This window comes from Leisingera daeponensis, from assembly GCF_019801465.1.
In the GTDB taxonomy this organism is placed as follows: Bacteria; Pseudomonadota; Alphaproteobacteria; order Rhodobacterales; family Rhodobacteraceae; genus Leisingera; species Leisingera daeponensis_A.
The window spans coordinates 324,471-349,813 of record NZ_JAHVJA010000003.1; the positions used below are offsets into that span (position 1 = coordinate 324,471).

The 25,343-nt window shown below is 60.6% G+C and carries 30 protein-coding genes; 12 read left to right on the forward strand and 18 right to left on the reverse strand.

All coding sequences use genetic code 11. From position 1 onward, the window contains the following. Positions 1 to 60: 60 nt before the first annotated feature. The 7 genes from KUV26_RS09890 to KUV26_RS09920 all read right to left on the reverse strand — a co-directional run bounded on the left by KUV26_RS09890 (position 61) and on the right by KUV26_RS09920 (position 6,703). Positions 61 to 1,398 (reverse strand): adenylosuccinate lyase family protein, encoded by a 1,338-nt coding sequence (locus KUV26_RS09890; protein WP_222508216.1) that lies wholly within the window; start codon positions 1,396 to 1,398, stop codon positions 61 to 63. Next, positions 1,398 to 2,108 carry an alpha/beta fold hydrolase gene (locus tag KUV26_RS09895; protein WP_222508217.1) on the reverse strand — a complete coding sequence of 237 codons (711 nt, stop codon included), beginning with the start codon at positions 2,106 to 2,108 and terminating at the stop codon, positions 1,398 to 1,400. The genes KUV26_RS09890 and KUV26_RS09895 overlap by 1 nt, the downstream gene beginning before the upstream one ends. Beyond that, the gene (pcaD, locus tag KUV26_RS09900) at positions 2,101 to 2,892 is read right to left on the reverse strand and encodes a 3-oxoadipate enol-lactonase (RefSeq protein WP_222508218.1); all 792 of its coding nucleotides are present in this window, start codon (positions 2,890 to 2,892) and stop codon (positions 2,101 to 2,103) included. The genes KUV26_RS09895 and pcaD overlap by 8 nt, the downstream gene beginning before the upstream one ends. Before the next feature lie 70 nt (positions 2,893 to 2,962). Next, complete coding sequence (locus KUV26_RS09905) at positions 2,963 to 4,159, reverse strand: endonuclease/exonuclease/phosphatase family protein (RefSeq protein ID WP_222508219.1); 1,197 nt, start codon at positions 4,157 to 4,159, stop codon at positions 2,963 to 2,965. A 44-nt stretch (positions 4,160 to 4,203) separates the two neighbouring features. Continuing rightward, complete coding sequence (locus tag KUV26_RS09910; protein WP_222508220.1) at positions 4,204 to 5,181, reverse strand: threonine/serine dehydratase; 978 nt, start codon at positions 5,179 to 5,181, stop codon at positions 4,204 to 4,206. Further along, positions 5,178 to 6,008, reverse strand: coding sequence for an alpha/beta fold hydrolase (locus KUV26_RS09915; protein WP_222508221.1), 831 nt, complete (start codon positions 6,006 to 6,008; stop codon positions 5,178 to 5,180). The genes KUV26_RS09910 and KUV26_RS09915 overlap by 4 nt, the downstream gene beginning before the upstream one ends. Positions 6,009 to 6,016: 8 nt before the next feature. Then, the gene (locus KUV26_RS09920) at positions 6,017 to 6,703 is read right to left on the reverse strand and encodes a haloacid dehalogenase type II (protein ID WP_222508222.1); all 687 of its coding nucleotides are present in this window, start codon (positions 6,701 to 6,703) and stop codon (positions 6,017 to 6,019) included. A gap of 137 nt (positions 6,704 to 6,840) precedes the next feature. Here KUV26_RS09920 and KUV26_RS09925 point away from each other — a divergent pair, with 137 nt between their 5' ends. Continuing rightward, on the forward strand, positions 6,841 to 7,269 hold the full coding sequence (locus tag KUV26_RS09925) for a peptidylprolyl isomerase (RefSeq protein WP_222503371.1): 429 nt from the start codon (positions 6,841 to 6,843) through the stop codon (positions 7,267 to 7,269). A gap of 201 nt (positions 7,270 to 7,470) precedes the next feature. On the opposite strand, the gene KUV26_RS09930 is transcribed toward KUV26_RS09925, so the two are convergent. Genes KUV26_RS09930 through fabA form a run of 3 tightly spaced genes read right to left on the reverse strand, consistent with a single transcriptional unit; the run spans position 7,471 to position 10,053 of the window. After that, positions 7,471 to 8,262: an enoyl-ACP reductase gene (locus KUV26_RS09930; protein WP_222508223.1), complete on the reverse strand. Its 792-nt coding sequence runs from the start codon at positions 8,260 to 8,262 to the stop codon at positions 7,471 to 7,473. A gap of 6 nt (positions 8,263 to 8,268) precedes the next feature. Beyond that, on the reverse strand, positions 8,269 to 9,498 hold the full coding sequence (gene fabB / locus KUV26_RS09935) for a beta-ketoacyl-ACP synthase I (protein ID WP_222508224.1): 1,230 nt from the start codon (positions 9,496 to 9,498) through the stop codon (positions 8,269 to 8,271). Between the two features lie 45 nt (positions 9,499 to 9,543). Next, on the reverse strand, positions 9,544 to 10,053 hold the full coding sequence (fabA, locus tag KUV26_RS09940; RefSeq protein WP_222508225.1) for a bifunctional 3-hydroxydecanoyl-ACP dehydratase/trans-2-decenoyl-ACP isomerase: 510 nt from the start codon (positions 10,051 to 10,053) through the stop codon (positions 9,544 to 9,546). Between the two features lie 215 nt (positions 10,054 to 10,268). Between fabA and irrA the strand changes: the two genes are divergently transcribed. After that, positions 10,269 to 10,685: an iron response transcriptional regulator IrrA gene (gene irrA, locus KUV26_RS09945; protein ID WP_065265869.1), complete on the forward strand. Its 417-nt coding sequence runs from the start codon at positions 10,269 to 10,271 to the stop codon at positions 10,683 to 10,685. Here irrA and KUV26_RS09950 read toward each other — a convergent pair. Beyond that, complete coding sequence (locus KUV26_RS09950) at positions 10,650 to 11,579, reverse strand: LysR family transcriptional regulator (protein ID WP_222508226.1); 930 nt, start codon at positions 11,577 to 11,579, stop codon at positions 10,650 to 10,652. The genes irrA and KUV26_RS09950 overlap by 36 nt on opposite strands. Positions 11,580 to 11,678: 99 nt before the next feature. Between KUV26_RS09950 and KUV26_RS09955 the strand changes: the two genes are divergently transcribed. Continuing rightward, a complete protein-coding gene (locus KUV26_RS09955; RefSeq protein WP_222503376.1) occupies positions 11,679 to 12,476 on the forward strand; it encodes a phytanoyl-CoA dioxygenase family protein in 798 nt (265 codons plus the stop codon). Positions 12,477 to 12,552: 76 nt separating this feature from the next. Here KUV26_RS09955 and KUV26_RS09960 read toward each other — a convergent pair whose 3' ends face one another. The 3 genes from KUV26_RS09960 to KUV26_RS09970 form a co-directional block, all read right to left on the reverse strand. Continuing rightward, positions 12,553 to 13,593 (reverse strand): radical SAM/SPASM domain-containing protein, encoded by a 1,041-nt coding sequence (locus KUV26_RS09960; RefSeq protein WP_222503377.1) that lies wholly within the window; start codon positions 13,591 to 13,593, stop codon positions 12,553 to 12,555. Between the two features lie 266 nt (positions 13,594 to 13,859). Then, positions 13,860 to 14,033: a DUF1328 domain-containing protein gene (locus tag KUV26_RS09965; protein WP_222503378.1), complete on the reverse strand. Its 174-nt coding sequence runs from the start codon at positions 14,031 to 14,033 to the stop codon at positions 13,860 to 13,862. A gap of 38 nt (positions 14,034 to 14,071) precedes the next feature. Next, positions 14,072 to 14,488 carry a hypothetical protein gene (locus tag KUV26_RS09970; protein WP_222503379.1) on the reverse strand — a complete coding sequence of 139 codons (417 nt, stop codon included), beginning with the start codon at positions 14,486 to 14,488 and terminating at the stop codon, positions 14,072 to 14,074. A gap of 86 nt (positions 14,489 to 14,574) precedes the next feature. Between KUV26_RS09970 and KUV26_RS09975 the strand changes: the two genes are divergently transcribed. The 3 genes from KUV26_RS09975 (at position 14,575) to KUV26_RS09985 (ending at position 16,255) form a co-directional block, all read left to right on the forward strand. After that, on the forward strand, positions 14,575 to 15,306 hold the full coding sequence (locus tag KUV26_RS09975; RefSeq protein ID WP_222503380.1) for a Crp/Fnr family transcriptional regulator: 732 nt from the start codon (positions 14,575 to 14,577) through the stop codon (positions 15,304 to 15,306). Between the two features lie 167 nt (positions 15,307 to 15,473). Next, on the forward strand, positions 15,474 to 15,644 hold the full coding sequence (locus tag KUV26_RS09980; protein WP_222503381.1) for a DUF1328 domain-containing protein: 171 nt from the start codon (positions 15,474 to 15,476) through the stop codon (positions 15,642 to 15,644). A 113-nt stretch (positions 15,645 to 15,757) separates the two neighbouring features. Continuing rightward, a complete protein-coding gene (locus KUV26_RS09985) occupies positions 15,758 to 16,255 on the forward strand; it encodes a Dps family protein (protein WP_222508227.1) in 498 nt (165 codons plus the stop codon). 158 nt (positions 16,256 to 16,413) lie between these two features. Here KUV26_RS09985 and KUV26_RS09990 read toward each other — a convergent pair whose 3' ends face one another. Further along, positions 16,414 to 17,229 (reverse strand): response regulator, encoded by an 816-nt coding sequence (locus KUV26_RS09990; RefSeq protein ID WP_222508228.1) that lies wholly within the window; start codon positions 17,227 to 17,229, stop codon positions 16,414 to 16,416. 29 nt (positions 17,230 to 17,258) lie between these two features. On the opposite strand from KUV26_RS09990, the gene KUV26_RS09995 reads away from it, so the two are divergent. From KUV26_RS09995 to KUV26_RS10010, 4 genes are all read left to right on the forward strand, one after another. After that, on the forward strand, positions 17,259 to 17,516 hold the full coding sequence (locus KUV26_RS09995) for a NepR family anti-sigma factor (RefSeq protein WP_261399817.1): 258 nt from the start codon (positions 17,259 to 17,261) through the stop codon (positions 17,514 to 17,516). Next, the gene (locus tag KUV26_RS10000; RefSeq protein WP_222503384.1) at positions 17,509 to 18,066 is read left to right on the forward strand and encodes an RNA polymerase sigma factor; all 558 of its coding nucleotides are present in this window, start codon (positions 17,509 to 17,511) and stop codon (positions 18,064 to 18,066) included. The genes KUV26_RS09995 and KUV26_RS10000 overlap by 8 nt, the downstream gene beginning before the upstream one ends. 1,034 nt (positions 18,067 to 19,100) lie before the next feature. Continuing rightward, on the forward strand, positions 19,101 to 19,832 hold the full coding sequence (locus KUV26_RS23850; RefSeq protein WP_409996946.1) for a sensor histidine kinase: 732 nt from the start codon (positions 19,101 to 19,103) through the stop codon (positions 19,830 to 19,832). Then, positions 19,810 to 21,294: a phospholipase D family protein gene (locus KUV26_RS10010; protein ID WP_222508230.1), complete on the forward strand. Its 1,485-nt coding sequence runs from the start codon at positions 19,810 to 19,812 to the stop codon at positions 21,292 to 21,294. The genes KUV26_RS23850 and KUV26_RS10010 overlap by 23 nt, the downstream gene beginning before the upstream one ends. 113 nt (positions 21,295 to 21,407) lie before the next feature. Here the strand turns inward: KUV26_RS10010 and KUV26_RS10015 are convergent, their stop codons facing one another. Then, complete coding sequence (locus KUV26_RS10015) at positions 21,408 to 21,527, reverse strand: entericidin A/B family lipoprotein (RefSeq protein ID WP_222503386.1); 120 nt, start codon at positions 21,525 to 21,527, stop codon at positions 21,408 to 21,410. A gap of 10 nt (positions 21,528 to 21,537) precedes the next feature. Then, positions 21,538 to 22,026 (reverse strand): hypothetical protein, encoded by a 489-nt coding sequence (locus KUV26_RS10020; RefSeq protein WP_222503387.1) that lies wholly within the window; start codon positions 22,024 to 22,026, stop codon positions 21,538 to 21,540. Positions 22,027 to 22,232: 206 nt separating this feature from the next. On the opposite strand from KUV26_RS10020, the gene KUV26_RS10025 reads away from it, so the two are divergent. Next, complete coding sequence (locus KUV26_RS10025) at positions 22,233 to 22,820, forward strand: exopolysaccharide biosynthesis protein (RefSeq protein ID WP_222508231.1); 588 nt, start codon at positions 22,233 to 22,235, stop codon at positions 22,818 to 22,820. Positions 22,821 to 22,985: 165 nt separating this feature from the next. Here KUV26_RS10025 and KUV26_RS10030 read toward each other — a convergent pair whose 3' ends face one another. Further along, positions 22,986 to 23,561, reverse strand: coding sequence for a PRC-barrel domain-containing protein (locus tag KUV26_RS10030; RefSeq protein ID WP_222508232.1), 576 nt, complete (start codon positions 23,559 to 23,561; stop codon positions 22,986 to 22,988). Between the two features lie 348 nt (positions 23,562 to 23,909). Here KUV26_RS10030 and ccoG point away from each other — a divergent pair, with 348 nt between their 5' ends. Beyond that, positions 23,910 to 25,340, forward strand: a complete 1,431-nt coding sequence (ccoG, locus tag KUV26_RS10035) for a cytochrome c oxidase accessory protein CcoG (protein ID WP_222508233.1) — start codon at positions 23,910 to 23,912, stop codon at positions 25,338 to 25,340. The last annotated feature ends 3 nt before the right edge of the window (positions 25,341 to 25,343 follow it).

The window sequence follows — 25,343 nt, forward strand, 5'->3', positions numbered from 1 at the left end:
AAAGTGCAAGTGCAGTAACGTAACGAATGACGCTTCGCCCCGGCGGTTGAAGCAAGCGGTCTATGATTTGTTCAGCCCGTCTGCCATTTTGCTGAATTCGAGGGCTTCCAGCGGGGCATTGCCCAACTGTTGGGCGGGGTCGAAAAGGGCGCTTGCATCCATCGCGGGATAGTCCCGTTCCACAAGCGCTTTCAATGGAGTGCGTGTGGACTGAGCTTCCTTGCACAGATCCTTTACCGCCGCTTGAGCTTCCGGCCGCGGCATTTGTCCGGCCAGAGTAAAGGTCAGCGCTTCGGCGTGGATTAGGCCCAGCCCTTGCGTGAGGCCTTCCGCCATTGCCCCGGTGTTCGGGGCAAGGCCGCTGCAAAGCGCACTACCAGCCCTTGCGGCACAGGCGGCGCCCAGAACGACCTGCGGCAGGCACATCCATTCGGTGAACCAGGCCGCGCCGTCGCGCTGGTGCTGCTGCAGCGCTGCGGACTGCAGGACAGTGAATAGACCGCTGCCTTGCCGGGCCAAGGCTGTCAGCACGGACGGAGCCACCGGGTTCTGTTTTTGCGGCATTGTCGACGAGGCCCCGCCGCCGCCCAATGAGATCTCCTGAATGCCGCTTTGCACAAGCGCGGTGCAGTCCTCTCCGATCTTTCCAAAGGCGAGATTGACCCGGAGCAGCCAGTCCGCGATGCGCAGCACCGGTGTGCGGTCGGTGTGCCAGCTGCGCCCCGGATCCTGCAACGCAAGTCCTTTGGCCATCGCGGCACGCACCTCGGCGGCCTTTGGCCCCAGCGCGCTGGACGTTCCCGCAGCACCGGACAAAGACACCACAAGGCAGGACTGCCGCAAGGCGGGCAGTTCCCCCAGCAGGTTCAGCAATGGCACTCCCCAGGCAGCCGCCACCGCGCCAAAACTGGTTGGGGTAGCATGCTGTCCGTAGGTGCGGGCGGCCATCGGCAGGTTTGCGTGCGACTTGGCCAGTTTTCCAAGCGATTGGACCGTGGCCTTCACGTCTGTTTCCACCTGCGTCAGCGCCTGGCGCAGCCGCAGCATGAGCGCACTGTCCATAATGTCCTGAGAGGTTGCGCCCCAATGCACGTATTGTGCATGTTCGGGTGCCTTCATCTCCTCACGGAATGCAGCCACCAGCCCAGGCACAGGTACACCGTTTTGTCCGGTGGGCCGTTTCAGAACGCCCGGATCGACGGCGATTTCCACCACCGCCCGCCCAATCGCGGCGGCGCTTTCCTGCGGGATCACGCCTGCCTCTCCCTGCGCCTTGGCCAGCGCGCCTTCCACCAGCAGCATGGCCCGCACCTCCGCACTGTCCGAGAACAGGCGGCTGGCCTCGCCGCCGCTGAAAAGTTCGCCGTAAACCTGGCTGTCAAAGACGGAGCCTGCCATCAGAAGTCCTTTGCAATCTGCCCTAGCATTTCTGCCAGTCCTTCCGGGTCGGAAAAGAAAGGCGAGTGGGATGTGTTCATAATGTGTTTGCGCCCAGGCGGCAGCTGATCGGCCATCTGCCTCTGGTATTCGGGCGGAATAACCCGGTCTCCGGTGCAGCGGATGTAGGCTTTGGGCACCGCCTCAAACCGGCTGCTCAGCCGGATCGGTGTGTCCTGCGGCTTGATCGGCTGCTCGCATAGGTTCTCCATGGCGAAGCGCACCGTTTCAGCCGGGCAATCGTGGTAAAACAGGTCCGGCGCGGTCTCCGGCACCAGGCTATAGGCTGTGCCTGCAGCGTTTTTTCGCGTGGCGCCTTCCAGAGTCTGCCGCGGTCCTGCCTTGCGCATATCAATCAGCGACATGCCGCTAACCGGCAGATAGGCGCAAAGATAAATCAAACCGCGTAAGTGGTCAGGATACGCCTCTGCTGCCGCGGAGATGGGAAATCCGCCCCAGGAGTGGCCGACGATCAGGGCGTCCCGGTTGGAAGCCGTGTCTACCGCCTCAGCTGTTTCAGATAATGTTACCTTTGCAGGGTCGCGTCCGTCCGCATGGCCGGGCAGGCAGACGGTGCGGGCACTGTGGCCGTGGGCCTCCAGGGCCGGGACCACATCGCGCCAGCACCAGGGGCCATGGCAGGAGCCGTGAACGAGAAGGAAATCAGCCAATGTGTCCAGTCTCCTTGAGGAAAGCCGTCAGCCGATTTGCGTAATCTTCGGGCTGCTCGACACAGGGGATATGGCCGGCACGGCGGATCAGGTGGAACTGGCTGCCGGGGATCAGGTCCACCGTCTCACGCACCAGATCTGGCGGAGTGGAGCCGTCTTCAGAGCCTGCAATTCCAAGGCAGGGCAGCCGCAGGCCGCTGGTGGGCGTATAGAAATCGGTGCCCGCAATCGCTGAACAGCAACCGGCGTAACCCTCACGGGATTGCTGCACCAGCATATTGCGCCACAATTTCAGCTGCGGCGTGTCGCGGAACCCGCGGGCAAACCAGCGCTCCATCACGGCATCGGCCAGCGCTTCAATGCCCGCGCTCTGAACTGTCTGGACCCTTTCCTTCCACATTTCGGCAGTGCCGATCTTTGCTGCGGTGTTGGACAGTACCAAAGCCCGCACCTGATCCAGCCGCTTTACCGCCAGTCCTTGCGCGACCATTCCGCCGATCGACAGGCCAACGAACATGCAGTCGCGCACTTCCAGGTGGTCCAGCAGCCGCTCTGCATCCCGTACCAGTGCGCCCATGGAATAAGGTGCCGGGGGGCACGAGGACAGGCCATGACCGCGCTTGTCGTACCGGATGACGCGCAGGCCCGCAGGCAGCCGTTCCACCACGGCATCCCAGATACGCAAATCAGTACCCAGTGAATTGGCAAAAACGATCGGGGCGCCCTTTGCGTCACCGTCAACCCGGTAGTGAAGCTGGATATCGCCCAGATCTGCGATCTTCATGGAGAACCTCTTTTCTGCTCCGCGGCAGTCTACCCGTGCCGGGGCAGGGAGGTAAAGCAACCGGCTGCACTCAGCCGCGCAGTTCCATATGGGCCATTATCTGCCCGTGATCCGAGGCCAGTTTGTTGTATGGCGCTTCCGGATGACTGCCATCAGTCAGGTGGTCGTTGAAGACGCTGTAATAGTGCATCCCGCCCACAGCGCCGGGCCAGGCAGGATCAAAGTGGCGGGACATGTAAATCTGGTCGATACTTTCGTGCACACCGCCAAAGGCGGTGGTGTAAACCACATCGCGCAGGGATTTCCGCAGGAACATATTCTCAGCAGAGCGCAGTCGCACCCGGTCGATAGCTTCGCGGATCTTTGCGTCCTCTTCTTTGCTGTAACGGTCGGCCGGGTGCTGGGCATCATGGCGCAGCATCCATGTATAGTTTTTGAATGGCACCTCGCCGGAGATGATTTCGCTGCTGACCGCGTGTTCGCCATCGTTGAAATCCCCCAGAACCATCACCGGGCGGCCTTGCTCCAGCTCCTCCAGCACGGCGCGGCGCAGCACCCAAGCTTCGCCCATCCGCCTGAGCGCCGCGCGCAGCGCTCCCATCGCCCGGCCCGCTGCATCATAGGCCGTCAGCACGGTTTCAGGCGGGTACGGGGCACCTTGCGGATTGATGTATTCGCCAAGCTTCGACTTCAGGTGGCAATTGAAGACGCTGATCACCTGTTTTCCGACCGGCACCTGCACCTTGAGTATCGGGCGCGACAGGCGGCGCAGGGTATAAAACCCCGCATCGTCTTCTTCTCCAAGACATGCCATAGGTATATCCAGCGGCTGCTCGAGATCCTGGATAACCTCGGGTTCATCGGCAAAACCGAAGCGGGACAGTACCGCGAGTCCAGGCCGCCGCTTGCCCGACTCGTCCGTGTCATTGAGGTTCGCTGCAAAAGCGAGCTCCGCTTCGGCATAGGAGCCATAGGCCAGCTTCTGGAATATTGCCTTGCGGTGATAGCGCTTGGACGGGTCCGGGATGCTGGCTGCATTGGCTTGAGCCCCGCGCCGGTCGGTTTCGACAATCACCTGGCGCAGCGGAGCTTCTTCGAAAACTTCCTGAAAACCGACAATATCCGCGTTAAGCGTCAGCAGCTGGTCGGCCATCCAATCGGCTTTCCATGCGTACTCTTCAGGCGTGTAACTTTGAAAGCGGTAGTACTCCCGCTCGGGGCCGATCAGGTTTTTGACATTGAACGAGGCGATTGTAAAACGGGTCATAACGTGTCCCCCTGGCTGCCGCGCAGCAATCACACGGCCCGGTCTTAAGCATAACGCGTGAGCGCCTCCCGGAATAGGTCTGCGTCCACATTGCCGCCAGTTGCGACTGCGACCACTGCATCGCCCTCGATCTGGTCCCCGTGGAACAAAGCCGCCGCCAGAGAAGCTGCACCGCCGGGTTCCAGCACAATTTTCAGCCGTAAGAAAGCCAGCGCCATGGCCCGCATCGCCTCATCTTCTGTGATTACAACCCCGGGACCGCACAGACGGCTGACAATGGGAAAGGTGATCTCTCCCGGTTGCGGTGTCAGGATGGCGTCGCAGATAGAGCCGGACTGGCTTGAGTTACGCTGTACCTGGCCTGAGGCCAGGGACCGGGTGACATCGTCAAAACCCTCCGGCTCCACAGGGCGCACTCGCAGACCCGGCGCACGGGCCTCCAGCGCCAGCGCAATGCCAGAGGACAGCCCGCCGCCGCCGCAGTTCACCAGCACATCTGCCCGGGTGACGCCCTCGAAGGCGGCTTGCTCTGCGATTTCCAGCCCGCAGGTGCCCTGGCCGGCAATCACCAGCGGCTCGTCATAGGGCTTGATAAGCGTCAGGCCGCGCTCTTCCGCGTGTCGAGCGCCGACGGCTTCCCGGCTCTCGCCGCCGGAACGGTCATACAGGACCACCTCCGCGCCCAGATCACGGGTGTTACGGATTTTCAGCTGTGGTGCATCTGCAGGCATCACGATCACCGCAGGTGCGCCATGCGCTTTGGCAGCTGCGGCCACGCCCTGAGCATGGTTGCCGCTGGAATAGGCAATCACTCCGCGTTTCCGGTCCTCTTCTGTCAGAGCCGAGACCGCTGACCAGCCGCCGCGGAACTTGAAGGACCCTGTATGCTGCAGGCATTCAGCCTTCACCAGCAGGCGTCGCCCGGCGATCCCGTCCAGAAACGGCGAGGACAGGAGCGGGGTCCTGCGGACATGGCTCTTGAGCCGTGCCGCAGCGGCTTCGATCATTGCAATAGAAGTCATTTGATTTGGTCCAGGACTGAATGGATGAGGGCGAGGGCTTCCGGCTCGTCCAGAAAGGGCACATGGCCGCGGTTTGGAATTTCTGCGGCTTGCAAGGCGGACAGGCGGCGCTGCATCTCCGCGAAGGTTCCGGCGCTCAGAATATCGGAGTTCGCCCCGCGGATCACACCGCAGGGCACGCCGTCCAGTGCCAGGAACAAGGGCCAGAGATCCGGGGCTGGCCCTGTCTCTGCTTGTTCCAGCAACGCGTCGCGCAGGCGCGGGTCATAGCGTAAGGAAAGCCCCTGCGGGGTTTGAACATAAAAGGCTTCAACCTCCTCGCGCCAGCGGGAGGTAGGGACATCCGGAAATGCATGCTCCATTAGGGAGCCAAGGGTCTCTGCGGCTCTTTCCCAGGTCTTCGCAGCGGGGCGGCGGCCCACATATTCCATAATCCGGGCAATTCCGCCGGGCGGAATCTCGGGGCCGACATCATTTAGGATCACAGCCGAAAGCCTCGCCCGCGCGATCGCTGCCAGCGTCATTGCCACCAGCCCGCCGCGCGAGGTGCCAAGGATGGCGGCTTGCGCAAGCCCAAGGTGGTCGAGCAGCTCCAGAGCATCCTGTGCTTCGCGCAGAACGTTGTAGTTCATGAACTCTGGATCATAATCCGACTGTCCGCGGCCGCGGGAGTCCAATGTGATCATCCGGTAACACGCTGCATGCGGCGCAAAATACCGGAAGTCCCGGCTGTCGCGAGTGAGGCCGGCCAGGCACAGAAGCGGAACCCCGTTCCCCTTGTCGGAATAGTGCAGGCTCAGCCCGTCCGAAGTGTTGAAAAATGGCATAGCTGCGTTCAGCTTTCCACCAGGTGGGGGATGGCTGTCAGATCCGGCAGGATGTGCGATGGCTTCCAGGGCATGCGATCCACCGGCTCATCAGCGCGGTTGACCCACGCGGTGACAAACCCATACCCCGATGCGCCGGCAGCATCCCAGCCGTTGGAGGAGACGAACAGCACCTCTTTACTTTCGCAGCCGAACCTTTTCCCGACCAGATCATAGACCCGGGCATCAGGTTTGAAGATGCCAACGCTTTCCACTGACAGCACATCATCCAGCACATCGCCCAACCCCGCAGACTGCACTGCGCCGTCGAGCATCGCAGGCGAACCGTTCGACAGGATTGCAATGTTCATCCCCGCATGCTTCAGCGTCTCCAGCATTGCAGGGACTTCCGGGTAAGGCTGCAGTTCCCAGTACAGATCAAGAAGCCGCTGGCGCAACGCCCGGTCGCCTGCCAGTCCTGCCGACTCCATTGCCCAGTCGAGCCCGTCCTGCGTCACCTCCCAGAAATCGGTGTGGGCATTGGTTATCGCGCGCAGCCAAGTGTATTGCAGCTGCTTCAGCCGCCAGTGATTGGCCAGCTCAGCCCAGTTGTCCTGCAAATGCGGAAATTCGGGCTCGCCGGCCGCTTGTCTGGCAGCAGCTGCGACATCGAACAGCGTTCCATAGGCATCGAAAATACAGGTGGTAATCGGCATCGGTTCCTCCCTTGCGGTGAAAGTTGCACGAAGGCGGCGAGACGGCAAAGCAGGAAATTGTACCCATACGGGTTTACATCACGTCCCCGAACGCTAGGCTGCGCCCCTTTATCAACCCGTAACCGATTGGAGGTCTCATGACCGGGGTAAAGAACGGCGACACCGTGCGCATCCATTACACAGGCAAGCTGACGGACGGCACCGTTTTCGACAGTTCCGAAGGGCGCGACCCTCTGGAATTCACAGTAGGCACCGGTCAGGTGATCGCGGGGATGGACGCAGGCCTGGAAGGCATGGGCGTGGGAGAAAAGAAAACCCTCGAAATCCCCTCGGCCGAAGCCTATGGCCCGATAAATCCTGCCGCGCGCCAGGAAATCCCGCGCGAAGGTATCCCGGCGGATATTCCTCTGGACCTCGGCACCCAGCTGCAGATGCAAAGCCCCGATGGCCAGGTATTGCCGGTGACTGTGGTGGAAGTCAGCGAAGAGACCGTGACGCTGGATGCCAATCACTTTTTGGCGGGCAAGGATCTGGTGTTCGACATCGAACTGGTTTCAGTCAACTGAGCTGATGTAAGCAGGCTCCCCCGCCGGCCAACCCTTAAGCCTTGAGGTGTCTAAGGAAAAAGCCTGTGCCGGGAAGCTGGATTCGAAAGTGTTAACTGCCGGGTAATCTTGCTGGAACCAGCAATGAGAGGGGCACTTGCAACAAGAAAAAAAGGCGCCCGGAAGGGCGCCTTTTTTTCATACAGAATCCGTTTCTGGCCCCTACAGGTGATCCGGTTGCGGCATTCCCAGAACATGGAAGCCACCGTCCACGCGAATGATCTCACCGGTGGTGCAGGCGCCTGCATCGGATGCCAGATAGACCGCTGTGCCGCCCACTGCCTCCAGTGTTGCGTTGTCGCGCAGCGGTGCGTTCTGGGCAGTGTGTTTGAATGTCTTGCGCGCACCGCCGATGGCGGCACCGGCAAGGGTTTTCATCGGGCCAGGCGAGATTGCGTTCACCCGGATGCCCTCGGGGCCCAGATCATTGGCCAGATAGCGGGTCGCTGATTCAAGCGCAGCCTTGGCAACACCCATCACGTTGTAGTTCGGGACCACCCGGTTCGACCCCTGATAGGTCAGAGTCAGCAGAGTGCCGCCGTTATCCTTCATCATCGGATAGGCGCGGCGCGCGACCTCGATGAAGGAGTAGGCGGAAATATCCATCGAGTTCTTGAAGTTGGAGCGGGTGGTGTTCAGGAACCGCCCGGTCAGCTCAGACTTGTCCGAATACGCGATGGCATGAACCACGAAGTCGATCGAAGGCCAGCGCGCAGCCAGTTCCTCGAACGCCGTGTCCAGCGAGGCATCATCGGTCACATCCACATCAACCATGAAGTCAGAGCCGACGCTCTGCGCCAGCGGCTCAAGCCGTTTGCCAAAGGCCTCGCCCTGGTAGGTGAATGCCAGCTCAGCCCCGGCCTCCGCCATGGCCTTGGCAATACCCCAGGCGATGGAGCGGTCATTGGCAACGCCCATAATCAGGCCGCGTTTGCCTGTCAGCAATCCCGCCATCGTCAATTATTCCTTGTACTTGCTCAGAACCATCGAGCCGTTAGTGCCGCCAAAGCCGAAGCTGTTGGTCATCACCGAGTCGAGGCCGGCGTTTTCCACCAGGCTGGTGGCAATCTCGCCAGGCAGGATGCCTTCGGCGAGCGTGTCGACATTGATCGACGGGGTAATGAAATCGTTGTCCAGCATCAGCAGGCAAAAGATTGCCTCCAGCGCGCCGGCGGCACCCTGAGCGTGACCGGTCATCGACTTGGTCGAAGAGATCGGGGGCACATTGCCTTCGCCAAAGACGCGGCGGGCGGCTTCAACTTCGCCAACATCTCCGACCGGGGTCGAAGTGCCGTGCGCGTTGATGTAGTCCACCTTGCGCCCTTCGGGCAGGGTGGACAGCGCCAGCCGCATCGCCCGCTCGCCGCCTTCACCGGAGGGCGCCACCATGTCGTGGCCGTCGGAGGTTGCAGCAAATCCGGTTACTTCGGCATAGATCTTGGCGCCGCGGGCCAGCGCGTGCTCCAGATCCTCCAGCACCACGATGCCACCGCCGCCGGAGATCACGAAACCGTCGCGGTCCTGGTCAAAGGCACGGGAGGCTTTCTCCGGCTCGTCGTTCTTCTTGGAGGACATCGCGCCCATGGCGTCGAAAAGGCAGCTGAGGGTCCAGTCCAGCTCCTCGCCGCCGCCGGCGAACATCACGTCCTGCTTGCCCATCATGATCTGCTCTGCCGCGTTGCCGATGCAATGCAGCGAGGTCGAGCAGGCCGAGGTGATGGAGTAGTTGATGCCTTTGATCTTGAAGGCAGTCGCCAAGTTGGCCGAAATTGTGGAGGACATGCACTTCGGCACTGCAAAGGGGCCGATGCGCTTGGTCGCGCCGGATTTCAGGACAGTCTGATGCGCGGTCAGCATGGCAGAGGTCGACGGGCCGCCGGACCCAGCGACAAGGCCGGTGCGCTCGTTCACCACCTGATCTTCACTGAGGTCCGCGTCCGCAATCGCCTGGCTCATGGCAATATGCGCATAGGCCGCACCAGGGCCCATGAAACGCAGGGTGCGCTTGTCCACATGCTCGGCCACGTCGATCTTCAGCGTGCCTGCTACCTGGCTGCGGAAGCCGTGCTCGGCCATTTCCGGGCTGGCAACGATGCCGGACTTTCCGGCCTTCAAAGAGGAAAGAACCTCCTCGGCATTGTTCCCGATGGAGGAGACAATCCCCAAACCGGTGACGACGACGCGGCGCATGTGCGTACTCCTGTTTCTGTGACTTTCGTCCTGCCGGAAAGCTTATCAGCTTTCGGACAGGGCCACTTTCATGTCCTTGACCTGATAGATCACCTCACCGTCTGCCTCGACGATGCCATCCGCGACGCCCATGGTCAGGCGGCGGGTTTGCACGGCCTTGGTGAAGTTAACGCTGTAGGTCAGCATCTTGCGGTCCGGGCGGACCATGCCGGTCAGCTTGACCTCGCCGACACCCAGCGCGTAGCCGCGGCCCTGCCAGCCGCGCCAGCCGAGGTTGAAGCCGGTCAGCTGCCACAGGCCGTCGAGACCCAGGCAGCCCGGCATGATCGGGTTGCCGGGAAAATGGCAGTCGAAGAACCAAAGGCCCGGAGTGATGTCAAACTCGGCGATCACATGGCCCTTGCCATGCTCGCCGCCATCGCCGGAAATTTCGGTGATGCGATCCATCATCAGCATCGGCGGCGCCGGCAGCTGGGCGTTGCCTGGCCCGAACAGCTCGCCCCTCGCGCATTTCAGCAAATCTTCCTTGTCAAAACTGCTGGGGTAATCAGCCATTCGGGCGCATCTCCTGCCTGAGGTTCGTGTATATATATTTGGATCCCTGTAGCACCCGGCCAAAGGGTCCTGCAAGGGGACCCCGCGTCACTTCCTGCGCTGATTGTGCCACATGCGCACTGGAAGCGGCCTGTCAGCTGCGAATGAATTTCATTTGAAAACCCCGGGACGTTGCTCCTATATATACGGTCAGCAACGCGATGCAGGACCTGCTCATGACGCCAAACAGCGAAGAAGTGGCCACACGCTGGCTGACAGATGCCGGGCTGAGGCCCACCCGGCAGCGGGTTGCGCTTGCCGAATTGCTGGTGGGTGACGGCAAGCACCGCCATATCACTGCGGAAAGCCTGTTCGAGTCGGCCAAGAAAAACGGTGCCGCGGTGTCGCTGGCCACGGTCTACAATACGCTGCGCGCCTTTTGCGATGCTGGCGTGCTGCAGGAAATCCCGCTGGACGGCTCCAAGAGCTATTTCGACACAAACACCCACGACCATCCCCATTTCTTCTGGGAGGACGAGGGCCGCGTCAGCGATGCGCCGGCGCAGGAACTGGTGATTCACAAACTGCCGGAAGCGCCTGAGGGGATGGAAATCGCATCAGTCGATGTTGTGATCCGTCTGCGCAAGGTCTGACCGGCGGGCGCTTAGCACAGTGCGGAGGATTTCATGTGCTGTGGCTGCTGGGGAGACCTCCGGCATTTCTGCATGGGCCGCAAGAATCACCGGCTCATGTGCCGCCGCGTCCGTGACCGGCACCTCGCATAGGGGTTTGCCGTCATAACTCCTCCCGCCAGGCGGCAAACTGTAGCTGATGCCCACCCCCTCGCCGTTGGCCGCGAAACTGCGCAGCAGCTCCAGCGAATCTGCCCGGTGCGCGATCCGCGGCACCAGTCCGTGCGCCTTGAATAGCCCTAGCATGTGCTGAACTGACAGCCCCTCTTGGGACATCACCAGCGGGTGCTCAGACAGTTCAGCCAAAGAAACACCGCGCTGCCGGGCCAGTGCGTGGTCCGGAGGCACCAGAGCGTGCGGCGCAATTCTGTCCAATTCCGCCCGGCTGAACGCCGCATCCAGGCCCAGGTCATAGGTTATGGCAAGATCTGCCTCGCCTTGGCTCAGCGCGGAGATCAGCGGGGCAAAGCCGCAGGTGCGGTGGCTGACCTTCACTTCCGGCAGGGCCTGGCGCAAGGCCTTCAGTGCGGGCGCCAGCAGAAAGGGCGCGAGGTCGGAAAAACAGACCAGCACCAGTTCCTGCGCGGCAGCGCCACCCTTCGGGTTTTCCAGCTGTGTGGCCCGATCCAGCAACGTCTGTGCCTGTTCGGCAAACCGCCGCCCTTGCGGGGTAAGCGCCAGCGCCGTGCCGCGTCTGCGTAAAAACAGCGCGTGGCCCAGATGCTCTTCGACCCGGCTCAACGCAGCGGAGAGGGCAGGCTGGCTGACATGCACCGCGTCCGCCGCAGCCGACAGGCTGCCGTGCCGGGCCACGGCGCAGACATACTCGTAATGGCGAAGGGTCAGATATAACATGAAGTGAGGGGTATATTAAAAAGATATGATTTGAAACTATACCTTTGCCGCGGCAGGAATGACGCATCGGATTAGCATCATTCAGCAGCGGAGGCAGCAATGGTCCACCCCCTTATTACTCCTGAACAGGTCGATCAGTACCAGCGCGACGGTGTGGTCCTCATCCGCGGTCTGTTCGCGGAGCAAGTTGAACTGCTGCGCGCAGGAGTGGCTGCCAACATGGAAAACCCCGGCCCTTATGCCTCGAACAATGAAAAGGCCGGTCAGACAGGCCGATTCTTTGACGATTACTGCAACTGGACCCGGTTTCCCGAGTTTCAGGAGGCAATCCGGCAATCGCCGGTGGCCGAAGTGGCTGCGGACCTGATGCAATCAACTTCAGTGCAAATGTTCCACGATCATGTGCTTGTCAAGGAGCCCGGCACCTCGATGGCGACCCCCTGGCACCAGGACGGGCCCTACTACTTTGTCGAAGGTCAGCAGACTGTCAGCTTCTGGTCGCCGCTTGACGAGGTGAAGGAGGCCGCCTTGCGCTGCGTGGCAGGCTCGCACAATTGGGAGAAGGAGGTCCTGCCGACCCGATGGGTGTCAGAGGAGGATTTCTTTCCGGATGAAGGCCAGTACATGGCCGTCCCGGATCCGGATGCCGAAGGCATGACAGTGCGCGAATATGCGATGCAGCCTGGCGACGCGGTGGCTTTCAATTTCAAAACCCTTCACGGCGCCCGCGGCAATACATCTGCCAGCCGCCGCCGGGCGTTCTCGTTGCGGCTCGTGGGAGATGATGCGCGCTACGTGGAGCGCCCCGGTCCGACATCGCCGCCGTTTCCGGGACACGAAATGCAGCCGGGCCAGCGCTTGCGGGAAGATTGGTTCCCAATCCTGCTTCAGCGGTGAAGGTGAGGGGGCGTTGCCCCCTCGGCCTGTCGGCTTTCACCCCCGGAATTTTTACGAAAGGTGAAAGCCGCAGGCGCTATTTCTTCAGATCACGACGGATGCCCATATTCTCGGCGTTCGAGAAGGAGCAGGTCTTGCAGATGCCGAACTGCTTGAGGAAACCGCGCTTGCGGGCGCGGGCAGCCTCGTCCGACCGGTAGGCAGCGAGAAAGCCGTCCTGTTCCACATTGGGCAGCTGGATCACCTGGTCGTAGTCGATGCAGCACAGCCCCAGGTCGCCGTTCCAGAAGACCACCGATTGAAACAGCGGCACTGTGCACATGGCGTGGCTGGTATGACGCGGATGGCGGCGCAGTTCCTTCTGGCGCGGCAGGAAATGGGCAAACTCGCGCTTCTGATCTGCCGAGGTGTAAGAGCCGATCGAGAAGGTCTTGAACCGCACCCGGTCAAAACCTGCGTCGCGCGCCCAGGCCTCCATCTCATCCATCTGCGGTTCGGAGTAGCTGGTGAGCAGCGTCTGCAGCACCGTGATCGGAGTCTTCATGCCCAGGTCTTTCTTGATCCTGAGGAATTCCTCGATGCTCGCCTTGACGTTATCGAAGTCGGAATTGACCCGGTAGACCTCCTGCGCCTCCTTGGAGAACCCGTCCATGCAGAGGTTTACCCGCCCCAGGCCAGAGCGGATCAGCCGCTCGCTCATCTCCGGCGTCAGGCGGGTGGCGTTGGTCGACAGATAGGTGTCATGGCCGTTTTCATGGGCATAGGCGATGAAATCCGGCAGGTCCTTGTGCAGGGTCGGCTCGCCGGAAAAGCTGAAATAGATCGCGGGCTTTTCCCGCTGGTCTTTAAAATCGTCGATGATCTTGCGGAACACATGCGGTTTCATCATTCCGCGCTTGCGCTTCATAGCAAAGGTCACAGGGCAGACCGGGCAGCGCAGATTGCAGCTGTTGGTGGCGTCGATGATGATGATCTTGGGCGGGCGGCGGAAAAACGACAGTGGCAGCAAGCGGGCCAGCAAATGCAACGCCCGCTCGTGAAGCGCTGGCGGATTGTCCGGCAGGTCTGGCTGCGCAGACCCGGGCTTGAGCTCCGGGGCGGGGCTGAGATCTTGCATGGGAGCATCTCCGATTTTGTGTCCAGTCAACCTTAAAGACCGTAGCCCGGCAGGCAACCCTCGGACTGGTCACGATCCTTGAGCGTTGCGTGAGAGAGGCCGGGGCGCACACTGCCAGAGGAAATACTGCCGCGTGCGGTGATGACCGCGCCGCTGCAGTGAAGCAGCTGCCAAACAGGCCGGACGGCGGGTTCCCTTCAGGAAATCCGCCGTCCGCTATCGTGAGGTCCGGGGGCTTATTCTCCGGATTACTGGGTCGAGCCGGGTCAGACCGGGGGCTTGCCCTTCACCGCCCGCGCAATCATCGCGACCACGAACAGCACCAGGAAAATGACGAAAAGGATCTTCGCGATACCCGCAGAAGCGCCGGCGATACCGCCAAATCCCAGCAGTGCGGCGATCAGCGCGATCACCAGAAATGTAAGTGCCCAACCAAGCATTGTTTAACTCCTTTTGCAGGGGCTGCCGGAAACAGCAGTCAGGATACCAACCCGGGAACATGGTATTTGTTCCCGGGAAATTGGTCCCGAGGCAGGTGGGACATGATCATCCGGGTCGAAATCGGCCTGGCGAGCACCGGCCACTGCAGCTGCGGAGAGTGCATGTCCAGCTCCGCTTCCGCGGCGCCTCCCATCAGCACCAGTTTGCCGCCGCGGCTTACAACCGTTTTGTCGATCTTGGAACGGGTCACCGCTTCGGAACCGCATTCCATGAAGGCAACTGCGATTCTCCGGTATCGCGAAAGCACCAGCAGCGCGGCCTCGTGCTCCTTCTGAACGCTGATTTCTGCAGCCGGATCAAAATCAAGAATGGTATCGCAGATATCGCAGGTGACCAGATAGTCCTTGGACGCAATCAGATAGAAATGCCCACAATCGCGGTTGCGCGTTTGCATTGCCGTGCTCCCCTATGAACCGGTAGTTTGGAACTTTTTCAGCGCATGCGCATTAAACTGTGACATAAATGATGAGGGGGAAGATCATGTCTGCCACCGCCTGCAGGGACTGCCCGCTGCGAAAACAGGCCGTTTTTACGCCAATGTCGCGCGAGGAGATTGATTTCACCCAATCCTTCAAAACAGGCGAATTGGTGGTGGATGCAGGCACAACAATTCTGCTGGAAGGCTCGAATAGCCCGCAGCTCTATACCGTTCTGAAAGGGATGGGCACGCGCTACAAGACGCTGGAGAACGGCCGCCGCCAGGTGATCAATTTCCTGTTCCCTGGTGATTTTGCAGGGCTCCAGGCCGGATTGATGGGGGAGATGAAGCACTCCGTTGATGCAACTACCAGCATGACATTATGCGTGTTCAGGCGGGCCGGGCTGTTCGAACTGTTTCAGCATCACCCGGAACGTTCCTACGACCTTACGTGGATTGCAGCAGTCGAAGAGCATTTTCTTGGTGAAACCATTGCTTCGCTGGGACAGCGTGATGCAAGGCAGCGCATTGCTTGGGCGCTGGTGCGGATCTATGAGCGGCTGCGCGCCGTTGGGATGGAAGTGAACAATTCGGTGCCACTTCCTTTCCGGCAGCAGGACCTTGCAGATGCGCTTGGCCTGTCTTTGGTGCATACCAACAAGATGCTCAAGGCCTTGCGGGATGCCAAGCTTGCCGAATGGCAAAACGGCATGCTGAAAATCAGGAATGTGCCGGCGCTCGCCAAAATGGCCTTGATCGAAGACTTTACCCCGGAAGTGCGGCCGCTCATCTGATAGGGAAGCTGCACTTCTCAACAGAAATCCGTGATTCTGATCCGCCTGGTAATGCTGCCAGGCTGTGCCTGTTTCGGTGACTGACGGGCAGTTCCCTTTGGTCTGCATGGAACATTTTCCGGAGCGACAGGTTATTGGGTTATCACACGCAACAGAAAGGGCACAGCATGCTTTACTGGGCACTTGTATTCCTGGCCGTTGCAGTCACCGCGGGCATCTTTGGGTTCAGCGGCATTGCCGTGGCCTCCGCAGGGATCGCGCAGATCCTGTTCTACATCTTCCTTCTGCTGTTTGCAGTGGCAATGATCGCTCGGTTTCTAAACGGCCCATCCCGCTGAAGGCCGGACCGGGCTGCGCTGCCGCGCTTCCCGTTGCTGCCAGCAGAACAAGGGAACTTTCCGCACCGGCCTGCGTTCAGTTCCTAGCCTGTAACCAAAGAAAGGAGTTTCCAATGACTGGCGCGCTTACCGCCGTTCCGAGCCCCCGCAAAGTTGATACTGGTGTCCGAGACACCGGCGCCATCGCTGACGGCCTGGCGGATGTGCTGGCAGACACGTACCGCCTTGTTTTCAAGACCCACGCTTGCCATTGGAATGTGGAAGGCCCGGCTTTCTACTCGATGCACAAGCTGACCGAGGAGCAATACGAGGACATGTTCACCGCCGCTGACCAGCTGGCGGAACGTATCCGTGCGCTGGGTCATCTGGCACCGTCCCGGATGGATGAAGTGCTGAACCGCTCCAAGATTGAGGATCCAAGCGGCAAGCTCAACGCCGGCGAAATGGCGCAGGACCTCGCCGCCAGCCACGTGCGCATCGCACAGCGGATGCACGCACTCGCTGAGCTGGCTGGCCAGTGCCGCGATATCGTGACGGAGGACCTTGCAACGGAGCGGTCAGCTTTTCACGAACAGGCGGCCTGGATGCTGCACGCAATTGCCAAATCCTGACCGGGCAGCGGGGCTGCAGCAGCGCTGCAGCCCCGCTCATCAGACCGAATTGAGCCCCGCCTGAAACAGGCGGGGCTCAATTTTTGCAGCGGTAATGAGGAACCCGGACGGGAATACGGCCGGGTGCCGGATGCTGAACGGTGTTGAACAGCTGCCTGTCAGACTTTCAATGTTTCGGTGGAGGAAAAGAACATAGCCTGGCTCACTGCTGATCGCACCTGCTCTTCGGTGTATGGCTTCGAGATCAGAAATGCCGGCTCAGGCCCTTCGCCGGTCAGCAGCCTTTCCGGATACGCCGTAATGAAAATCACTGGCCGGTCGCCATGTTTGTCCAGAATGCCGTTGACGGCGTCGATACCACTGGAATTGTCGGCGAGCTGGATGTCGGAAAGGATCAGATCGGAAGCCGCCTCTGCTGCTAGATCCATCGCACGGGCCTCGGTGCGGGCGATGCCGGTGACGCTGTGGCCCATCCCGGTGACGATGGCCTCCAGGTCCATGGCAATGACCGCTTCATCCTCGATGATCATGACCCGGCCAGCAGTGGCGCGCGACATTTCCTCGTAAGCGATCGAGATCAGCTCAGACGCCTCTTCTTCGCTGACGCCCATGATGGTGCCGGTGCTCGCGGCACTGAATTCCTCGATGGTGTGCAGCAGCAGTGCTTCACGGGTGTTCGGCGTGAGCTGCCGCAGATGCCTCTGCGCTTTTTCAGCCAAGCCTGTGTCCGCCTCATCTTCTCCCGCCGGAGCTCCGGTGGAAGACCAGATCGCGTGAAAGACCCGGAACAATGCCACCTTCGGCGGCAGCGCGCTGTCAAAGCAGGCTTCTCCGGCCAGAATGGCTTCCAACGCGGCCAGGGCGTACTTGTCGCCGCTGTTTTGGCTGCCGGTCAGTGCCCGCGCATAGCGGCGCAGATAGGGCAGATTGGCACCAATCTGGCTGGCGGTCAGTTCTCCCGATTGAGCGGTCATTTGCGACGTTCCTTTTTTTTGCAGTATATATGGAACTATACGCACTGCAGCGCGTTTGGTTCCAGAAACAGCGTAAAAATCTGATGGATCTCATGACACAGCTACCACGCGCCCGGCCGCGCAAAGAACAGGCCGACCGCGAAATTGATGAAAACCTCAAGCGGGCGTTCGAAAAGGTTGCCAGTGAGCCTGTGCCGGACAGGTTCACCGACCTTCTGAAGCAGTTGAAGGAAAAGGAGGCCAAATCAAGAGCGCAGCAGTCAGGGGAGCACACCTCAAATGACTGACACATTCACCGATCCGAGAGACGACCTGGTCAATCATCTGGGCGCGTTGCGTGCGTTCGCCATCAGTTTGACCCGCAATGCCGCGACAGCAGATGATCTGGTACAGGATACGCTGGTGAAGGCTTGGACCAATATCGAGAAATTCGAAGCTGGCTCGAACATGCGGGCCTGGCTCTTCACGATTCTGCGCAACACTTTTTACTCGTTGCGGCGCAAGCGCAAACGGGAGGTTGAAGATGCTGACGGCGCGCTGTCCGGCAGCCTGGCGCAGAAACCCGATCATGACGGGCGGCTTCACATGCGTGACTTTTCAGTCGCTTTTGCGCGGCTGAATGATGAACAGCGTGAAGCGCTGGTGCTGGTCGGCGCAAGCGGATTTTCCTACGAAGAAGCGGCCGAGATGTGCGGGGTGAAAACCGGCACGATCAAGAGCAGGGTGAACCGCGCCCGTGCCCGTTTGGCGGAGCTTATGGATCTGGACGGCGACAGCCGGTTGGAACTGACCGATACTGTCACTGCTGGCATCGTTGCTCAGCAGGGTGCCGCATGATCTCAATGCCGCGGCTGCAGGCTGGCGGTCTTCTTGTCCGATTGGCTGCGCTGATGACGTTTGCGCTGCTGCCGCTGGGCCTGATCGCGATTTACCAGACAAATGCGGTGGTCGATGAGGCCACCCGTTTGTCGCATGCATCCCTTCTCGACCGCACCGAGCGCGCTGCTGCCAGGGAACGTGAACTGCTGCAGCGCGCGGGGGGCGCGACAGAAGGCTTGGCGGCAGCCGTTTTGCCTGTGATTGAAGACAGCAGTGCCTGCAGCGTTCTGCTGAAAGCCTTTACAGAAGGCCAGAACCCTTTCACTTTTGCTGCTTTTATCACGCCCGTGGGCGAAATGACCTGTGCATCGGACGGTGAGGCGCGGGATGTTTCAGACAGGTGGCTGTACCTGAAGGCGCGCCAGACAGCGCAGCTTTCATTTGCCCTCGGCCGGGATCTTCTGGGGGAAGGCGGTTCCTTCCTGCTGGCCACCAGCCCGGTGCAGCGCGAGGGTATTCTGCTGGGATATGTGTCGATTGCAATCCCGCATAAGGTTTCAGCGATCAAATCCGGAAAGTATTGGTCTGACGCGCAGGGCATCCAGTTCGTAACCATCGATGCACAGGGCGAAATCCTCTCGTCCAGCGTGCCGGAGCAGCAGGCAGAGCAGATTCTGCCGGTCTCTGTGCCGCGCCGCGATCTGCAGGCTCTCACCGGCGGGACCTTCTTCGAGGAGGCCCGTTCCGGCGGCGAACGGTTCTTTGCTGTGACTGAGATCCTTCCTGGCCAAGTATCTGTTGTCGGCAGCTGGCCTGTCGAGAACGCGATGTCCGCAAACCCGGCCTCGCTGATGACATTGGCATTCCCGGTCCTGATGTGGCTGGCGGGGATTTCCGTTGCAATCCTTGGCTTGCAGCAGCTAGTGATCCGCCACCTCAGCGCGCTGCGCCGGGCGATGCGCCGCTATGCCCTGGGTGAGCGTGAGGATCCCAGGCTGGAGCTGGTCAACCCGCCGCGCGAGTTTGAAGAGGCGCAGCAGTCCTTCAACCGGATGGTTGTCATTCTCAGTGAAGCCGAACGGCGGCGCGAGCTGGATCTGGAGGAAAAAACAATCCTGCTGCGGGAGGTCCACCATCGGGTGAAAAACAACCTTCAACTGGTTGCGTCGATCATGAACATGCAGAGCCGCGGGGCGCAAACGCCGGAAGCCCGGCGGATGCTGTCGCAGCTGCAGCGCCGGGTGCGGGGGCTGGCCACCATTCACCGCAGCATGAACACCAATCCTGACGTCACCACCGTGGACAGCCGGGACCTGATGCAGGCATTGATCTCCGAAATCGGTTCGATGAATGCGGGCACGGGCCAGGACATTTCTATTGAAACGGATCTGGCTCCGGTGCCCTTGACACAGGATCAGGGGGTTACACTGTCCATGCTGGTGTCGGAAGCGATGACCAATGCGGTAAAATACCTTGGTGTGCCCGAAGGCGGCCGCCCGGAGATCACGGTCCGGTTGCGCGCTCCGGCAGAAAACTGGCTGGAGCTTGAAATCATCAACACCAAGGGGCAGCCGCTGGTGGAGAAGGAAGAAGTGATACAAGGCACCGGAATCGGTGCGCGGCTGATGATGGCTTTCGCGGCCCAGCTTGATGGCACGGTCGAAACCCACGAGACTGAGGACAGTTTCACATACCGGCTGGTATTTCCCGTCGTTGCCGGGGCGGAGCCGCCAGCAAAACAGACTAACGGACAGGACCAGGATGCAGCAGAACCCGCAGCATGATGAAGACAGCTGCCCGGAGTTTTCGGTTTTGGTCACTGCTGAACAGGCTTGGCCGGCCTTTGAACGTGCGGTCTTGGCCGCCAAGCAGGAAATTACCGCAAGTTTCCGCCTGTTTGACTTCTCTACTCCTTTGCTCAGCCCGGAAGCCAGAAAAACCGGAGACACCTGGGCGGAGCTGATCGCCGATGCTTTGCGGCGGGGGGTGCATGTCCGTCTGGTCGTGAGTGATTTTGACCCGGTGATGGCCGCACCGCTGCACTTAGCCGCGCAAAATACGCTTGCGCAAGCCAGCAAGATTGCTCAGGGGCTGTCGCCTGAACAAAGCACGCGGCTGTCTGTCACAGCGGCCCTGCATCCGGCGCGCGCGGGCATTCTGCCGCGGCTGGCGTTTTCGCCGTTTGTGCTGCGGAAACTGCGCAAACTGCCGCGGCGGTTGCGGCCTTCTGCGGCGGAGACTGGCCTGCCGCAGCTGCATCCTGTCTCCCATCACCAGAAGGTGGCAGTGATTGACCGCGAGATTCTTTATATCGGCGGACTGGATCAGAACCGTCGGCGGTATGACACGCTGTCCCACGATCAGCCAGCGTTCAAGACATGGGCGGATGTGCAATTGCTGTTGCGCGGCCCCGAGGCTGAAGAGGCCGCAGGCCATCTTGACAGTTTTCTCGAGGACATTGCTGCGCGCAGGCAGCCCGCTGCCGGGCGGCAAATCCGCCGTACTTTGTCAGTGCCGCGCAGGGCGGGATTCTGGGCGCTGTCACCGAAAACCGTTCTGCGCGAAATCGAAGAGGACCATCTGACGGCCTTCCAAAAAGCCCGGCACCTGATCTATCTGGAAACGCAGTTTCTGCGTTCCAGCGTCATCGCGCGCGGTCTGGCGGATGCAGCGCGGCGCAATTCTGATTTGTCGCTGATCCTTATCCTGCCGGGCCTGCCGGAAGATGTCGCCTTTGACGGCAATCAGGAGGTTGATGCCCGCTACGGGATGGCACTTCAGGCGGAAGCGCTTGAAAAGGTCAGCGCGGCCTTCGGTTCCCGCGCCTGTATCGCCAGCCCGGTTCAACCGCGCATGGCCGCTCGGGATGCGCCCTCGGTACTGGCAGGCTCGCCGCTAATTTATCTGCACAGCAAGGCTCTGATCACCGACCGTGACTTCGCGCTGGTCGGCTCGGCCAATTTGAACGGGCGGTCAATGCGCTGGGACAGCGAAGCGGCCTTGCGGATCACCAGCCGCGGCCGGATCCGCCAGCTATGGCAAGCACTGGCCGGGCACTGGTGGCAGGAGGACCTGCCGGATCAGGCGCTTGATCCGGCGCGCGCCGCGGCCTGGTGGCAGGACGAGATACGCCGGAACCAAGTGCGCCGCCCGGAAGCCCGCCGGGGATTCCTGGTGCCGCATGACCCCGGCAGGATGGCGGAACTTCAGCAGCCCTTGCCTGGAGCGACTGAGGACATCGTTTGACAGGACCAGGGCGCAGCCGGGGAGCAGGCTGTTATAGAAGCAGTTTGGCAAAGACCCAAAAGGCCCGGTGCAGCGCTGCACCGGGCCTTCGAAGTTCGGAAACGCGCAAAGTGTCACTGCGCTTCTTCGGTGATTTCCTCGCCGAGGTTTGAGACATCCCTGCCGAAACCTTCGGCGGTTTCGCAAGCCGCCGTCAGGCCGGCAAGCGCCAGGACTGCAAGCACGAAACGCATGGCTTCCTCCTTACTTCAGTTTCGAGGCAACGTTGCCCGCAAAGGCATCGATGATTGCGTTGTAAAACAGATCGCTGTCGACGGTCACACTCGCCGGGTCGGTGCCCTCAGGGTAATAAGCATTCAGCTGATCCGCGGAAACGGTGAGATCGTAGCGCATGTCCTTCGAAGCATCAGGCATATCAATGTCCACATCGCCTTTCAAAACCCACTCGCCGACGCCAAGCGCTTGCTCGAAATTGCTGGCCAGCGCAACGGAGTCGATTTCGACGTGGATTTCAGCGGCTTCTTCAGCGTCGGGATCTGCAATCTGTCCCACCAGTTGTTCCGCCAAAGCGGTTTCCAGGTCGGTCTCCAGGCTGGTCCAGACCTTGGCTGCCGGGTAGTTTTCAATCGCGCTCAGGTCGGCGGTCACGTCGATTTCGGAAACCATGGACCCCGCCGCTACTGCGGTGGCCATGGCTGCAACGAGGGTAGTGGTGCGGATCAGATGTTTCATTGTTGATGTTCCTTTCCATTCAAGCCCCTCTGGGGGATGCACCGGCAAAACGCGCCGGCCGGAAGAAAGGTTCCTTGACACTCCTGAGAAGCGCCGCGAATTCAGCGTCCTGAGCGGATTCTTGCAGGTGGCAGGCGGGTTGCAACTGGAACCTGTGTGGAGCAGGGGCGTTGAACCCCAAATCAATGCAGCCAAAAAGGGACGCAATGGCATCTGCAAAACAGCCCATCGAACAAGTGCTGAGGGAGACCAGCAGCCTTGCACGAAGACACCGCAGCGGCATAACCGTAAGCAGATTTGCTGAGGAAATGGGGCAAAGGTCGCTTCCGGCGGTTCTGGCAATACCGGCCATGGCGGTGGTGACCCCGCTCAGCGGGGTTCCAATGCTTTCTTCAGTCTGCGGTATTCTGATCTGCCTGGTTTCGGGACAGATGCTGCTGGGGAGGCGGCATCTTTGGCTCCCAGGATGGCTGGGACGGCGCAGGATCAAGGCCGACGCCGTCAGAAAGGCATCCGTGGCGCTGCGGCGGAGTGTGCGATGGCTTGACCGGCACTCCGGCAAGCGGCTGCTGGCCTTGACGCGACAACCATTTCTGACTGTCATTCAGGTTGTTTGCCTGCTCTGCGGCGCTTTGATGCCCCTGCTGGAAATCGTTCCGTTCTCCTCGTCGATTCTCGGCGCGGTGGTCAGCCTGCTGGCAGTGGCCATGCTGACACGGGACGGGCTGATCGCCTTGCTGACACTGTCCGGTCTCGCGGCAGCAGCAGTCGCGCTGGCGGCCGGGATTCTCTAGAGATTTCACGCAAAAAGACCGGGCTCCGATCTGGAACCCGGTCAATCAGGCCGCTTTACAATGAAGCCTGCTGGGACACCGGTACGAGGCAGGAAACCGGAAGAGGGGCAGGCAGACAGGCGGCTTCATTCATAAGGGCCTGCAGGCCCTTATGAATCCGGTCTTTTATCCGGGCTGGTAGTCAGGCAGAGCTTCCAGCTGTTCGCGGGTCAGATGCGTGATCACACGCAGGTCGTTCTCGACCTCCACAATCTCGATATCCCCCATCGCCAGTTCGACCGGCTTTTCACCCATGCCGAGGAAGCCGCCAACATCAATGATAACCGCTTCGACACCGCCGTTTGTGTTCACAACAACCTGCGAAAGTTCGCCAATATGCTCGTCCTTGGAGTCATAGGCAGGGGCACCCGTCAGAGCATCAGCGGTCACCTCGTTCATGCCCAGCGGCTCCATTGCAATCCCGTCGGCATCGGGGACCAGAGCCGACAGTCCGCCTTCCGAGGCGGTGCCGCCGTTAAGAGCGCTTTCTGCGTTATCTGCGGGTTGCTCGGTCCCGGGCTGCACCGGAGTGCTTTCTGCCTTGGCTTCGCCCATGGCAGTGGCGCCAGCCGAAAGATCGGCAGCAGGGGTTTCCAACTGAACACTCGCCCCGGCATCGCCCGAAATTACGCTCTGGGATCCGGCGAGACCCGGAGCCGCGGCTGCAACAATCAGCGAAGTCGAAAGCATTAGGTGTTTCATCACTTGATCTCCTGTTTGTTCCGCACTTCAGCGCGCCTGAAATACAGTCACCCAACCCGCGCCATGCAGGAAAGTTCCTTTCCCGCCGAATAAAATCGCAGGACCGCTTCTGCGATAAATCAGATGGCAGTGCGAGAAGAGGCGGGTTTTGGAAGGGCCTTCGGCCTGTGCGGCAACTTGCCTCTAGCGGGGCCGAAGGGACAGGCATAGGTGGCGCCTTGCCGTTCCTGAATACAGAAGCCGGCCGGAAAACATGATTGTGTGATGCGCTTTTTGATCCACGTCAAAGTCCCGGTTCTTCGCTTCTGTGAAAAGGGCTGGCAGACAGCCACAAGACGGAGAGAGTCCGTGAGCGATTCCAACCCGGCCCCGAGCCTCTACGCTGCCAGGGAACCGATTTTCCCGCGGCGTGTCTCCGGCCCCTTCCGGAACCTGAAATGGTACATCATGGCGGTGACGTTGGGGATCTACTACCTGACCCCCTGGCTCCGCTGGGACCGGGGCCCCTCACTGCCGGATCAGGCGGTGCTGCTGGACCTGGCAAACCGCCGGTTCTACTTCTTCTGGATCGAGATCTGGCCGCATGAATTCTATTTCGTCGCCGGTCTGCTGATCATGGCAGGGCTTGGGCTGTTCCTGTTCACCTCTGCGCTGGGCCGGGTCTGGTGCGGTTATGCCTGCCCGCAAACCGTCTGGACCGATCTGTTCATACTTGTGGAGCGCTGGATCGAGGGCGACCGCAACGCCCGCCTGCGCCTGCACCGGCAGAAAAAGATGGATTTCCGCAAGGCGCGCCTGCGAGTCACCAAATGGGCCGCCTGGTTTCTGATCGGTCTCGCCACCGGTGGCGCCTGGGTGTTCTATTTCGCCGATGCGCCAACACTGGCCTATGACCTGGTGACGCTGAACGCGCACCCGATCGCCTATTCCACCATGCTTATCCTGACCGCGACCACTTTTCTGTTCGGCGGTTTCGCCCGCGAGCAGATCTGCATTTATGCCTGTCCGTGGCCGCGCATCCAGGCGGCCATGATGGATGAGGACACCCTGACCGTCGGCTACCGGGAATGGCGGGGCGAACCGCGCGGCAAGCTGAAAAAGGGCCAGGTGGCCGAAGGGCAGGGCGACTGCATCGATTGCATGGCCTGCGTCAACGTCTGCCCGATGGGGATCGACATCCGAGATGGGCAGCAGATGGAATGCATCACCTGTGCGCTTTGTATCGACGCCTGCGATGACGTGATGGCCAAGATCGGCAAACCGCGCGGATTGATCGACTATATGGCGTTGTCGGACGAGCCTCTGGAACGTGCAGGCAACCCGCCCAAGAACATCTGGAAGCATGTTTTGCGGCCGCGCACCATCTTGTACACCAGCCTGTGGTCGCTTGTGGGTGCGGGGCTGTTGTTTGCCCTGTTCATCCGCTCCGATATTGAATTGACCGTGGCACCGGTACGCAACCCGACCTATGTGACGCTGTCGGACGGTTCTATCCGCAACACCTATGATGTGCGCCTTCGTAACAAGCACGGCGAGGACCGGGTGTTCAATCTTTCGATCAAAGGTGATCCAGCCATGCGGCTTCAGCTGGAAGGCACAGTCTATCACGCGGTGAATGTCCCCGCGGATACGGCACTTTTGCAGCGGGTTTACATAGTCTCCTCCAAAGGGGCTGCACCCTCTCAGGCAAACACCACCCCGGTTCGCATATGGGTCGAGGATTTGATGAACGGCGAACGTGCCCACAAGGACACCAGTTTTAACGGCAAGGGGAACTGAGCC